Origin of the sequence: Staphylococcus ureilyticus, from assembly GCF_025558845.1 — a bacterium.
Classification (GTDB): domain Bacteria; phylum Bacillota; class Bacilli; order Staphylococcales; family Staphylococcaceae; genus Staphylococcus; species Staphylococcus ureilyticus.
This window is the reverse complement of record NZ_CP094825.1, coordinates 1865146-1877945: the sequence shown is the minus strand read 5'-3', so window position 1 is coordinate 1877945 and position 12800 is coordinate 1865146. Positions and strand designations below refer to the sequence as shown.

20 protein-coding genes are annotated in these 12800 nt (G+C 34.2%); all 20 read left to right on the top strand.

Translation table 11 applies throughout. From position 1 onward, the window contains the following. Positions 1 to 8: 8 nt before the first annotated feature. Complete coding sequence (gene rplF / locus MUA21_RS09375) at positions 9 to 545, top strand: 50S ribosomal protein L6 (RefSeq protein ID WP_019468653.1); 537 nt, start codon at positions 9 to 11, stop codon at positions 543 to 545. Between the two features lie 31 nt (positions 546 to 576). Further along, positions 577 to 939, top strand: coding sequence for a 50S ribosomal protein L18 (gene rplR, locus MUA21_RS09370; protein ID WP_046208420.1), 363 nt, complete (start codon positions 577 to 579; stop codon positions 937 to 939). A gap of 20 nt (positions 940 to 959) precedes the next feature. After that, positions 960 to 1457, top strand: a complete 498-nt coding sequence (gene rpsE / locus MUA21_RS09365; protein WP_019468655.1) for a 30S ribosomal protein S5 — start codon at positions 960 to 962, stop codon at positions 1455 to 1457. A gap of 16 nt (positions 1458 to 1473) precedes the next feature. Further along, positions 1474 to 1653, top strand: coding sequence for a 50S ribosomal protein L30 (rpmD, locus tag MUA21_RS09360; protein WP_002482630.1), 180 nt, complete (start codon positions 1474 to 1476; stop codon positions 1651 to 1653). Positions 1654 to 1669: 16 nt separating this feature from the next. Next, a complete protein-coding gene (gene rplO, locus MUA21_RS09355; RefSeq protein WP_046208824.1) occupies positions 1670 to 2110 on the top strand; it encodes a 50S ribosomal protein L15 in 441 nt (146 codons plus the stop codon). Beyond that, on the top strand, positions 2110 to 3402 hold the full coding sequence (gene secY, locus MUA21_RS09350; protein ID WP_046208418.1) for a preprotein translocase subunit SecY: 1293 nt from the start codon (positions 2110 to 2112) through the stop codon (positions 3400 to 3402). Before rplO ends, secY begins: the two co-directional genes overlap by 1 nt. A 17-nt stretch (positions 3403 to 3419) precedes the next feature. Then, positions 3420 to 4070, top strand: coding sequence for an adenylate kinase (locus MUA21_RS09345; RefSeq protein ID WP_019468658.1), 651 nt, complete (start codon positions 3420 to 3422; stop codon positions 4068 to 4070). Positions 4071 to 4243: 173 nt separating this feature from the next. After that, positions 4244 to 4462, top strand: a complete 219-nt coding sequence (infA, locus tag MUA21_RS09340) for a translation initiation factor IF-1 (protein WP_001118443.1) — start codon at positions 4244 to 4246, stop codon at positions 4460 to 4462. Positions 4463 to 4493: 31 nt separating this feature from the next. Then, on the top strand, positions 4494 to 4607 hold the full coding sequence (gene rpmJ, locus MUA21_RS09335; protein ID WP_002482634.1) for a 50S ribosomal protein L36: 114 nt from the start codon (positions 4494 to 4496) through the stop codon (positions 4605 to 4607). A gap of 21 nt (positions 4608 to 4628) precedes the next feature. Then, entirely contained in the window at positions 4629 to 4994 is a 366-nt protein-coding gene (rpsM, locus tag MUA21_RS09330) for a 30S ribosomal protein S13 (protein WP_046208417.1), read from the top strand. Positions 4995 to 5017: 23 nt separating this feature from the next. Continuing rightward, entirely contained in the window at positions 5018 to 5407 is a 390-nt protein-coding gene (rpsK, locus tag MUA21_RS09325) for a 30S ribosomal protein S11 (RefSeq protein WP_262561124.1), read from the top strand. A gap of 76 nt (positions 5408 to 5483) precedes the next feature. Beyond that, complete coding sequence (locus MUA21_RS09320) at positions 5484 to 6428, top strand: DNA-directed RNA polymerase subunit alpha (RefSeq protein WP_107525451.1); 945 nt, start codon at positions 5484 to 5486, stop codon at positions 6426 to 6428. An 18-nt stretch (positions 6429 to 6446) separates the two neighbouring features. After that, on the top strand, positions 6447 to 6815 hold the full coding sequence (gene rplQ / locus MUA21_RS09315; RefSeq protein WP_046208416.1) for a 50S ribosomal protein L17: 369 nt from the start codon (positions 6447 to 6449) through the stop codon (positions 6813 to 6815). A gap of 495 nt (positions 6816 to 7310) precedes the next feature. Further along, a complete protein-coding gene (locus tag MUA21_RS09310; protein ID WP_262561123.1) occupies positions 7311 to 8123 on the top strand; it encodes an energy-coupling factor transporter ATPase in 813 nt (270 codons plus the stop codon). Then, entirely contained in the window at positions 8120 to 8983 is an 864-nt protein-coding gene (locus MUA21_RS09305) for an energy-coupling factor transporter ATPase (RefSeq protein WP_107525453.1), read from the top strand. The genes MUA21_RS09310 and MUA21_RS09305 overlap by 4 nt, the downstream gene beginning before the upstream one ends. Then, the gene (locus MUA21_RS09300; RefSeq protein ID WP_107365258.1) at positions 8973 to 9779 is read left to right on the top strand and encodes an energy-coupling factor transporter transmembrane component T family protein; all 807 of its coding nucleotides are present in this window, start codon (positions 8973 to 8975) and stop codon (positions 9777 to 9779) included. The genes MUA21_RS09305 and MUA21_RS09300 overlap by 11 nt, the downstream gene beginning before the upstream one ends. 3 nt (positions 9780 to 9782) lie before the next feature. Then, positions 9783 to 10589, top strand: a complete 807-nt coding sequence (truA, locus tag MUA21_RS09295) for a tRNA pseudouridine(38-40) synthase TruA (protein ID WP_046208412.1) — start codon at positions 9783 to 9785, stop codon at positions 10587 to 10589. 202 nt (positions 10590 to 10791) lie between these two features. Continuing rightward, positions 10792 to 11229: a 50S ribosomal protein L13 gene (gene rplM, locus MUA21_RS09290; protein WP_046208411.1), complete on the top strand. Its 438-nt coding sequence runs from the start codon at positions 10792 to 10794 to the stop codon at positions 11227 to 11229. Positions 11230 to 11248: 19 nt separating this feature from the next. Beyond that, positions 11249 to 11641 (top strand): 30S ribosomal protein S9, encoded by a 393-nt coding sequence (gene rpsI / locus MUA21_RS09285; protein ID WP_019468668.1) that lies wholly within the window; start codon positions 11249 to 11251, stop codon positions 11639 to 11641. 245 nt (positions 11642 to 11886) lie between these two features. Next, complete coding sequence (locus MUA21_RS09280) at positions 11887 to 12759, top strand: alpha/beta hydrolase (RefSeq protein ID WP_107525455.1); 873 nt, start codon at positions 11887 to 11889, stop codon at positions 12757 to 12759. Positions 12760 to 12800: the final 41 nt, after the last annotated feature.

The following is a 12800-nucleotide window of genomic DNA, read 5'->3' as shown; positions in this document are numbered from 1 at the left end:
GCGATAACATGAGTCGTGTTGGTAAAAAAATTATTGACATTCCTAGTGACGTTACAGTAACTATCGAAGGAAATACAGTTTCTGTTAAAGGTCCAAAAGGCGAATTATCACAAACAATGAATGAAAGAATGACATATAAGCAAGATGAAAACACATTAGAAGTTGTAAGACCAACTGATTCTCAAAATGATAGAACAGTTCATGGTACAACTCGTGCTTTGATTAATAATATGATTCTAGGTGTTAAAGATGGTTATAAAAAAACACTTGAGCTTGTAGGTGTTGGTTACCGTGCTCAAATGCAAGGTAATGACCTAGTATTAAACGTTGGATACTCACATCCAGTTGAATTTAAAGCTGAAGATGGAATCACTTTCGGTGTTGATAAAAACACTACAGTAACTGTAGAAGGTATTTCAAAAGAACAAGTTGGAGCGATTGCTTCAAACATCCGTTCAGTAAGACCTCCAGAACCTTACAAAGGTAAAGGAATCCGTTACCAAGGTGAATACGTTCGCCGTAAAGAAGGTAAAACTGGTAAATAATAAATAACTTTCAGAAGAAAGGAGTAATAAAATGATCAGCAAAATTGATAAAAACAAAGTGCGTTTGAAAAGACATGCACGTGTCCGTAACAAATTGTCTGGCACTGCTGAAAAACCACGTCTAAATGTTTATCGTTCAAACAAACACATTTATGCACAAGTTATCGATGATGTTAATGGCAAAACATTAGCACAAGCTTCAACACAAGAAAAAGATCTAGCTAATGAAACTGGATCTAAAGTTGATTTATCAGCTAAAGTCGGCGAAACAATTGCTAAAAGAGCAAATGAAAAAGGCGTAAAAACAATTGTATTTGACCGCGGAGGATATTTATATCACGGACGTGTTAAAGCATTAGCAGAAGCAGCTCGTGAAAATGGTTTAGAATTTTAATTTAAAGGAGGGACATTTACATGGCTCGTAGAGAAGAAGCGAAAGAATTTGAAGAACGCGTTGTTACAATTAATCGTGTTGCAAAAGTTGTAAAAGGTGGTCGTAGTTTCCGTTTCAGCGCTTTAGTAGTAGTTGGAGATAAAAACGGTCGCGTTGGATTCGGTACTGGTAAAGCACAAGAGGTACCTGAAGCAATCAAAAAAGCAGTTGAAGCAGCTAAGAAAAACTTAGTTGAAGTTCCACGTGTCGAAGGTACAACTCCTCACATGATCACTGGACAATTCAGTTCAGGTAGTGTATTAATGAAACCGGCTGCACCTGGTACTGGTGTTATTGCGGGTGGTCCTGTTCGTGCGGTATTAGAACTAGCAGGTATCACTGATATCTTAAGTAAATCTTTAGGTTCAAACACACCAATTAACATGGTGCGTGCAACAATTAATGGATTACAAAACCTTAAAAATGCTGAACAAGTTGCGAAATTACGTGGCAAGTCAGTAGAAGAATTATATAATTAAGGAGGGAAAATAAGTTATGGCTAAATTACAAATTACCCTCACTCGTAGTGTTATAGGTCGTCCAGAAACACAACGTAAAACTGTTGAAGCTTTAGGTTTGAAAAAAACAAACTCTTCAGTAGTTGTTGAAGATAACCCTGCTATTCGTGGGCAAATCAACAAAGTAAGTCACTTAGTGACAGTAGAAGAAAAATAATTAAGGAGGTGCCGAAATGAAATTACATGAGTTAAAACCAGCAGAAGGTTCTCGTAAAGTTCGTAACCGCGTAGGTCGTGGTGCAGCTACTGGTAACGGTAAAACTAGTGGTCGTGGACAAAAAGGACAAAAAGCGCGTTCAGGTGGTAGTATCAGACCAGGATTTGAAGGTGGACAATTACCTTTATTCCGCCGTTTACCAAAACGAGGTTTTACTAACATTAACCGCAAAGAATATGCTATTGTTAACTTAGACCAACTTAATAAATTTGAGGATGGTACTGAAGTAACTCCTGCTTTATTAGTAGAATCTGGTGTAGTTAAAAGTGAAAAATCTGGTATTAAAGTACTAGGTAATGGTTCACTTGACAAGAAGTTAACAGTGAAAGCTAACAAATTCTCTGCTTCTGCAGCAGAAGCTATTGATGCTAAAGGCGGAGCACACGAGGTGATCTAATGTTTCAAACGCTTGTGAGCTTCTTTACTACAAAAGAAGTTCGTAACAAGATCTTTTTTACGCTCGCAATGTTAGTTATTTTTAAAATAGGTACTTATATTCCAGCACCTGGCGTAAATCCAGCTGCTTTTGACAGTCAACAAGGTTCTCAAGGTGTCACTGACTTACTGAATACGTTTGGTGGCGGAGCCTTGCAGAACTTTTCTATCTTTGCCATGGGTATAATGCCATATATTACTGCATCAATTGTGATGCAGTTATTACAAATGGATATTGTTCCAAAGTTTTCAGAGTGGGCAAAACAAGGTGATGCAGGTAGAAAGAAACTTAATAACGTAACCCGTTATTTTGCGATTGTACTTGCTTTTATCCAATCAATAGGAATGGCGTTCCAATTTAATAATTATTTACAAGGTCAACTTATTATGGATCAGTCCGTAATAAGCTACCTGACAATAGCTGTTGTATTAACAGCTGGAACAGCGTTTTTAATTTGGATAGGTGAACAAATCACTCAATTCGGTGTTGGTAATGGTATTTCCATCATTATCTTTGGAGGTATTTTATCTTCATTACCTTCATCATTAATCCAGTTTTACCAACAGTCCTTTGTAGGACAAGATGACACAACTTTAGCATGGTTAAAAGTTATTGGGTTAATTGTTGGAATGATATTGCTAACAGTTGGTGCAATATTCGTACTACAAGCTATTAGAAAAATACCAATTCAATATGCGAAAAAACAGTCTGCACAACGATTAGGTTCACAAGCAACATATTTACCTTTGAAAGTTAACTCTGCAGGGGTTATCCCAGTCATCTTTGCAATGGCGTTCTTCTTATTACCAAGAACATTAACTTTGTTCTTCCCTGATGCAAGTTGGGCGCAAAAAGTATCTGACGTTGCAAATCCATCGAATAATATAGGGATGATTGTTTATGTAATCCTTATTATTGCATTTGCATATTTCTATGCATTTGTACAAGTCAATCCTGAAAAGATGTCTGATAACCTTAAAAAACAAGGAAGTTATGTTCCAGGTATTAGACCTGGCGAACAAACAAAAAAATATATTACTAAAGTTCTCTACAGATTGACCTTTGTAGGATCAATATTCTTAGCTGTCGTTGCTATACTACCAATCATTGCTACTAAGGTGATGGACTTACCACAATCGATTCAAGTCGGTGGTACAAGTCTACTTATCGTAATTGGTGTTGCGATTGAAACAATGAAGAGTCTTGAAGCTCAAGTGAGTCAAAAAGATTATAGAGGCTTTGGTGGTAGATAAATTGTAGGAGGGCACTTATGAATATCATTTTAATGGGTTTACCTGGCGCGGGTAAAGGAACTCAAGCGAGTGAAATTGTTAAGAAATTCCCAATTCCACACATATCTACTGGAGACATGTTCAGAAAAGCGATTAAAGATGAAACGGATTTAGGCAAAGAAGCTAAATCATACATGGATCGTGGAGAATTAGTCCCTGATGAAGTTACTGTGGGCATCGTAAAAGAAAGAATTTCTGAAGACGATGCAAAAAAAGGATTCTTACTTGACGGCTTTCCTCGTACTATTGAACAAGCAAAAGCATTAAGTGAAATCATGCAAGAATTAGATAGAAAAATTGATGCTGTTATCAATATAGAGGTACCTGAAGAAGAATTAATGAACCGCCTTACTGGTCGTAGAATTTGCGAAAAATGCGGGCACACTTATCATCTTGTATTCAATCCTCCAAAAGTTGATGGCATTTGTGATATTGACGGTGGTAAATTATACCAACGTGAAGATGACAACCCAGAGACAGTTGCAAATCGTTTAAATGTCAATGTGAAACAATCTAAGCCAATCCTAGAATACTATGATAATGAAAATGTATTGAAAAACATTGATGGTTCAAAAGATATTAACGAGGTTACTTCAAACGTAATCGATATTCTTGAGAATCTAAAATAGTATCAACTTTGTACGGTCTATGTAATGCCAAGAGTATAAACGAAAAAGAGTGACAATGCGATATAGTAATTCATTTTAATTTTGTTGAACTTATTAACAACACTTATAGACTCGTAGGGTTAGAGTTGATCTTAGACGATAACCAACTATTGTAAAAAGGGGGAAGTTAATAAATGGCTAAGCAAGATGTTATTGAATTAGAAGGTACAGTATTAGATACTTTACCAAATGCAATGTTTAAAGTAGAATTAGAAAATGGTCATGAGATTTTAGCTCACGTTAGTGGTAAAATCAGAATGAATTATATTCGAATTCTACCTGGCGACAAAGTAACTGTAGAAATGTCTCCGTATGATTTAACACGCGGAAGAATTACGTATCGTTATAAATAATCGTCACTCCATAATATAGGGAGGTATTAAAATGAAAGTAAGACCATCAGTAAAACCAATTTGCGAAAAATGTAAAGTCATTAAACGTAAAGGTAAAGTAATGGTAATTTGTAGCAATCCAAAACACAAACAAAGACAAGGTTAATAAAGAGAGGTGTAAATAATTATGGCACGTATAGCAGGAGTAGATATTCCACGTGAAAAACGTATTGTTATTTCGTTAACTTATGTATATGGTATCGGTACTACTACAGCTCAAAAAATTGTTGAAGAAGCAAATGTATCTGCAGATACACGCGTTAAAGACTTAACTGATGACGAATTAGGTCGTATCCGTGAAGTAATCGACAATTATAAAGTAGAAGGTGACTTACGTCGTGAGCAAAACTTAAACATTAAACGTTTAATGGAAATCTCATCATACCGTGGTATCCGTCACCGTCGTGGATTACCAGTACGCGGACAAAAAACAAAAAACAATGCTCGTACTCGTAAAGGCCCAGTTAAAACTGTAGCTAACAAGAAAAAATAATAGGTAAAGGAGGCAAATTTTAAATGGCACGTAAACAAGTATCTCGTAAACGTAGAGTGAAAAAGAATATTGAGAATGGTGTAGCACATATCCGCTCAACATTCAATAATACAATCGTAACTATTACTGATGAATTTGGTAATGCTTTATCATGGTCATCAGCAGGTGCACTTGGATTTAAAGGATCAAAAAAATCAACACCATTCGCAGCACAAATGGCATCAGAAACTGCAGCTAAAACAGCTATGGAACATGGTTTGAAAACTGTTGAAGTTACAGTTAAAGGTCCTGGCCCAGGTCGTGAATCAGCGATCCGTGCATTACAATCAGCTGGATTAGATGTAACTGCAATCCGTGACGTTACTCCAGTACCACATAATGGTTGTCGTCCACCAAAACGTCGTCGCGTATAATATTATCGTTATTGTCGCAAGTCACTGAGAAACACAGTACAATTCAAGTCGACGTAATCAAGGAGGATATTTGTAAATGATTGAAATCGAAAAACCTAGAATTGAAACAATTGAAATTAGTGAAGATGCTAAATTCGGTAAGTTCGTTGTTGAACCACTAGAACGTGGCTACGGTACTACACTAGGAAACTCCTTACGTCGTATCCTACTATCTTCATTACCAGGTGCAGCCGTTAAATACATCGAAATCGAAGGTGTATTACATGAATTCTCAGCAATAGATAATGTTGTAGAAGATGTTTCAACAATTATCATGAACATCAAAAAACTAGCATTGAAAATTTATTCTGAAGAAGATAAAACATTAGAGATTGATGTAAAAGATGAAGGCGAAGTTACTGCAAGTGACATCACACATGATAGTGATGTAGAGATTTTAAATCCTGAGATTAAGATCGCAACAGTATCTAATGGTGGACATTTAAAAATCCGTCTTGTTGCTAATAAGGGTAGAGGTTACGCATTAGCAGAACAAAATAACACTAGTGATTTACCAATTGGTGTAATTCCAGTGGATTCACTATATTCACCAGTAGAACGTGTTAACTATACTGTAGAAAACACACGTGTAGGTCAAAGTAGTGATTTTGATAAATTAACTTTAGATGTTTGGACTAATGGTTCTATTACGCCACAAGAGTCTGTTTCTCTAGCGGCAAAAATCTTAACTGAACATTTGAACATCTTCGTTGGATTAACTGATGAAGCTCAAAATGCTGAAATCATGATTGAAAAAGAAGAAGATCAAAAAGAAAAAGTACTTGAAATGTCTATTGAAGAATTAGACCTATCTGTACGTTCATATAACTGTTTGAAACGCGCAGGTATTAATTCTGTTCAAGAATTAGCTGATAAATCTGAAGCAGATATGATGAAAGTGCGCAATTTAGGACGTAAATCATTAGAAGAAGTTAAATATAAACTTGAAGATCTAGGTTTAGGTCTTAGAAAAGAAGATTAATATAAAGGAGGTTAACTCATGGGTTACAGAAAATTAGGACGTACATCTGATCAACGTAAAGCGATGTTACGTGACTTAGCTACTTCACTTATTGTAAGTGAGCGTGTTGAAACTACAGAAGCACGTGCAAAAGAATTACGTAGTGTTGTTGAAAAATTAATCACTTTAGGTAAAAAAGGAGATTTAGCATCTCGTCGTCAAGCTGCTAAAACTTTACGTAATGTTGAAATCTTAAATGAAGATGAAACAACACAAACTGCACTTCAAAAATTATTTGGTGAAATTGCTGAACGTTATACAGAACGTCAAGGTGGTTACACTCGTATCCTTAAAGTAGGCCCTCGTCGTGGTGACGGTGCTGAATCAGTAATTATAGAATTAGTTTAATTTAAATACACATACTACTATGTATAAAGCAAATGAGTGCAACGATAATGTTTGCCACATACAAATATTGTCTAGCTCAGAGTACCCCATCAAACTTAATAAATTTTAAAGCGTGAACTCAAATATGATGGGGTGCGCGCTTTTTTTTGTTAGCCCCCCTTAATTCGAAGAATTTAGGGGGGCTTATGCAATTGCAAAGCAATAGCGAACCGCTAAGCCTTAATTCGAAGAAGATAAGGAATGCCTTCACGGAGTGGAGACATGAGCAGTTCTAGCTAATCAGCGATTTGTTTATAAATTCATATAAGTTTATTGTTAGGTATCAGTAATTGTTAATCGTGAAATATAATCTTTAGATGTTTAATGGTATCTTTTTGAAGCCTCAATAAATGAGATTTAAAAGAAAAATTAGTGAAGAAGAAGTGCTTATTTATTGTTTTTCATGTAAAATGATTAAGTATATGATTAATATTTTTGATTTAGGAGATAACTGACATGGTAACGCAAGCAGAAGAAATAATTAAATTTGATCACGTATCTTTTAAATATAATAGCGATGAACCACTTGCGTTAAATGATGTATCATTTAGCATACCAAGAGGTAAATGGACTTCTATAGTAGGCCACAATGGTTCAGGTAAATCAACGATAGCAAAACTGATGATAGGCATTCAAAAACCTTTTGAAGGCCAAATTTATTTGAACGGTATAAGTATCAATGATGATAACTTAAATGAGTTAAGACAACATATAGGAATTGTATTTCAAAATCCAGAAAATCAATTTGTAGGGTCTACTGTAGAATTTGATGTAGCTTTTGGTTTAGAAAATAATGCGATAGCTTACGAAAAGATGCACGAAATTGTACCCAAAGCATTAGCGGATGTAGATATGTTGGGTAGAGCCACATATGAGCCGCAATCACTTTCAGGTGGTCAAAAACAGCGTGTCGCAATCGCAGGTGTCTTAGCATTAAATACGGATATCATTATATTAGATGAAGCGACATCTATGTTAGATCCAGAAGGCAGAACAGAATTAATTTCATTAATTCACCGTTTAAAAGAAGAAAAAGATGTGACAATCATTTCCATCACTCATGATTTATCAGAAGCTATAGATGCGGACCATTTAGTTGTTTTAAACCAAGGTTCCTTATATCAAGCAGGTTTGCCTCAAGTTATTTTTAATAAAGGAGCGGCACTGACACAAATTGGTTTAGATTTACCGTTTGCAATGAGAATGAGCCAACAACTCTTAGGTGTTACTGACTATATTTCTTACGAAAGGTTGGTAAGCAAATTATGACTGTTAAATTTGATCAAGTATCTTATGTTTATCAAAAAGGAACACCTTATGAGCATCTTGCATTGAAAGACATTGTAACCACTTTTGAACAAGGAAAGTATTATGCAGTAATTGGTCAAACAGGCTCAGGCAAGTCTACATTAATTCAGCATATTAATGGACTACTCAAACCTTCACATGGCTCTTTAGAGGTCAATGATGTCCAAATTACACATAAAACTAAAGATAAGTATTTAAAACAAGTACGAAAACGTGTAGGGGTAGTATTCCAGTTTCCAGAATCACAACTTTTTGAAGACTCAGTAGAACGAGAAATATTATTTGGACCTAAAAATTTTAATATGCCACTTGAAGAAGTAAAAGTACGGGCATTTCAATTATTAATCGAATTCGGTTTTAATAGAGATATACTTGAACAATCGCCTTTCCAAATGTCGGGAGGCCAAATGAGAAAAATAGCAATTACTTCTATCTTAGCTATGGATCCAGATATTGTCATATTAGATGAACCCACTGCAGGTCTTGATCCTAAAAGTAGAAATCAAATCATGGAAATGTTAAAGAAACTTCAAATTGAACAACATAAAACAATTATATTAGTCACGCATGAAATGAATGACGTTGCAAAATATGTTGATGAAGTAAAAATTATTAAGCAGGGCAAATTAGTTGAAAGCTGTTCTCCAAGAAAATTGTTTAATGCAAATGACTATGTTAAAGACATGCATTTGGATGTTCCAGATATCGTTAAATTACAGAGAGACATTGAAGCAAAACATCAAATTAAATTTGACCGTATTGCATTAACCGAATCAGAATTCACTGAGATGTATAAGGAGTGGCAAAAAAATGAGAGATAAGTTTATTATAGGACGTTATCTTCCATTAGACACTTTTGTACATCGTCGTGATCCACGTGCAAAATTAATTTTTGTCTTTTTATTTATTATATTAATATTTTTTGCACATTCATTTTTTACTTATTTATGGTTATTTATAATCATTGTAACCATGATGAAAACTGCTCATATAAAAGCTTGGTTTTTAATTAAGGGGTTAACCCCAATATGGATTTTTCTGATTTTCACCTTTTTAATGCATTTATTTTTAACTAAAGGTGGTATACGGATATTTGAATTCGGTTTTATTTCAATTGATACACATGGTATTTTAGAAGGTATTTATATTGTCTTGAGGCTAATGTTTATCATTATGGTGTCTACAATTATGACTTTAACGACAAGTCCTTTAGATCTTACTGATGCATTTGAAAGGTTATTATATCCATTAAAGTTGATAAAAATACCTGTACATTTACTGAGTATGATGATGTCAATTGCTTTACGTTTTATTCCAACTTTAATGAATGAACTGGATAAAATTATCTTAGCACAGAAATCAAGAGGTTCTGAAATCAGTTCAGGGGGATTAATCAATAGAGTGAGCGCGTTTATACCTTTGTTAATTCCTTTATTTATCTCAGCTTTCCAAAGAGCTGAAGATTTAGCAATTGCAATGGAAGTACGTGGTTATGATACAAACAAACAGCGAACGAGTTATCGTCAATTAAACTGGCAAAAGTCTGATAGCTTGTTATTGATATCAATAATACCAATAGCAATAATATTATTTGTGTTAAAGTATATGGGAGTGTAAAGGATGGTTCGTGTTTTAGTAAATATTTCGTATCAAGGTAGTCAATTCTTAGGTTTTCAAATTCAAAATAATGGTAGAACGGTACAACAGCAATTTGAAAAAATACTTAAGCGCATGCACAAGCGACATGTTAGAATTCATCCTAGTAGCCGAACTGATCGTGGTGTGCATGCAATAGAGCAATATTTTCATTTTGATTCAGAGCTTAACATTTTACCAGATCAATGGCAGTATGCAATGAATCGGGCATTACCTGATGATATTTTTGTGAAACATGTTTCATTTGTAGATGCGTCATTCCACTGTAGATATGATTGTGTGGGTAAAACTTACCGCTATAAAGTTTATCAATCACCTAATAAAAATCCATTTGAATGTGGTTTGAAAGCACACGTACCTGAAAGTTTAGACTTTGAAAAGATGTCTCAGGCTGCCAGTTTATTTATGGGTACACATGACTTTACTGGTTTTTGTTCTCAAAAAACAGAAGTTGAAAGTAAAGTACGTACTCTATATGAAAGTAGAATCGAAAAAACAGAATATGGTTTTGATTATGTAGTTACTGGTTCAGGGTTTTTATATAATATGGTACGTGTGTTAGTTGCATTTTTAATTGGTGTGGGTAAAGAGAAATTTCAGCCTGAGTCAGTTCCACAATTATTAAAAGCGAAAGATCGCAATAAAGTTCCGTTTACTGCACCAGCAGAAGGATTATATTTGGAACATATATACTTGTCACCCGAAGCACTCATAAGTGATTTTGGTGAAGACATAAAAATATATCAAAAAAAATCCACACAAAATAGGTAAATTACATTGACAAAACACCATAAAAATTATACGATAACTAACGGTATTGTTTTATATCACCCCACGATAAGCCCCGGAATCTTATTGTGTAACAAGATATAGAAGCACGTAGAAATTATAAATTAACAAAATAAATGCATTTAAGTTTAAATATCATTTCAATTAGACAAGAAACATTTATTTATTCTAGGAGGACAATTATATGCGTCAAACATTTATGGCTAATGAAGCAAACATTGAGCGCAAATGGTATGTTATTGATGCTGAAGGTCAAACACTTGGTCGTTTATCATCAGAAGTAGCTGCTATTCTACGCGGTAAAAATAAAGTAACTTATACACCACACGTTGATTCAGGTGATTATGTAATTATCATCAACGCTGCTAAAATTCAATTCACTGGTAATAAAGAACAAGACAAAATGTATTACCGTCACAGTAACCACCCAGGCGGAATCAAATCAATCTCTGCTGGTGAGTTAAAAGCTAAAAACCCAGAACGTTTACTTGAAAACTCAATTAAAGGTATGTTACCAAGCACACGTCTAGGTGAAAAACAAGGCAAAAAATTATTTGTATATGGTGGCGCTGAACATCCACACGCTGCACAACAACCAGAAAACTACGAGTTACGTGGTTAATTAAAAGGAGGAAATTACATTGGCACAAGTTGAATATAAAGGCACAGGCCGTCGTAAAAACTCAGTAGCACGTGTACGTTTAGTACCTGGCGAAGGTAACATTACTGTTAATCACACTGATGTACGTAGCTACTTACCATTCGAATCATTAATCTTAGACTTAAACCAACCATTTGATGTTACAGAAACTAAAGGTAACTATGATGTATTAGTTAACGTTCACGGTGGTGGTTTCACTGGACAAGCACAAGCTATCCGTCACGGTATCGCACGTGCTTTATTAGAAGCAGATCCTGAATATAGAGGTTCATTAAAACGCGCTGGATTACTTACACGTGACCCACGTATGAAAGAACGTAAAAAACCAGGTCTTAAAAAAGCTCGTCGTTCACCACAATTCTCAAAACGTTAATATATCAAATACTGTGGCGAATACGATTCACCTACAGATTTGTACATTAATTGCTTAAGTAATTGTTGTTTATATAGCAACAATATTTCTAACTTCCCATATTTGTATGGGAAGTTTTTTTTGATTTATAAAATATTAAAAAAACAAACTTTGCTACTTTTAAAATTCAAAGCATTTGGTTTACTTTAGTAAGTTCAGTTAGTATGAAGTATAATAAAGTAAAAATGGTATTAGAGGTTATACATATGGCATTCAATAAATTAAAACATCTCTTGAAGCAATTGGTTTTCGTGTTAATATTTATTTTTTTAGCTAGTATTATCGTTTTGACTTTGAATCGACTGTTTAACAAAACCCACATTAAAAACATGTCTAACGAGACATCGATTCCTACATTTTATTTGCATGGTTTTGCCGGTACAGCTAATTCAGAAAAATACATGGTTAATTCAGCAGTTCAAAATAATATTACAAATGACGTTGTTGAGGCCAAAGTTTCATCAAATGGAAAGGTGACATTTAATAAAAATATAGTTAACAATATGAAACGTCCGATTATAAAAATCATTTTTGAAGATAATGAAGAAAAAGATTTAGAAAAAGATGCGCAATGGATTAAAAATGTTATGATTGCTTTTAATGCAAAATATCATTTTAAAAAATTCAATTTTGTAGCTCATTCTATGGGAAATCAATCATTTAGTTATTATATGTTAAAGTATGGTGATGATAGTGCCTTACCTAAGTTAAATAAGCAAGTGAGTTTAGCTGGAAACTTTAACGGGGAAGTGGATATCAATGGTTTGGACTTAAATATATATTTAGATAAAAATGGCAAACCTAACAGGATGTTAAAAGAATATCGAAATTTATTATCTATGCAAGCGCACTATCCTAGAAATGCTGAAGTGCTTAATATTTATGGAGATTTAAAAGACGGAACCCATTCTGATGGTAGAGTTACAAATGTATCTTCAGAATCGTTAAGGTATCTCTTGTCAAATCACGTTAAAACTTATAAAACATACAAAGTATATGGACCAAAAGCAGAACATAGTGAGCTCCATGATAATAAAAAAGTTACAGATCAAATGAATGCATTTCTTTGGGGCTTATAAATGAAAAAGATAACTCTATGATTTTAGAATTATCTTTTGTA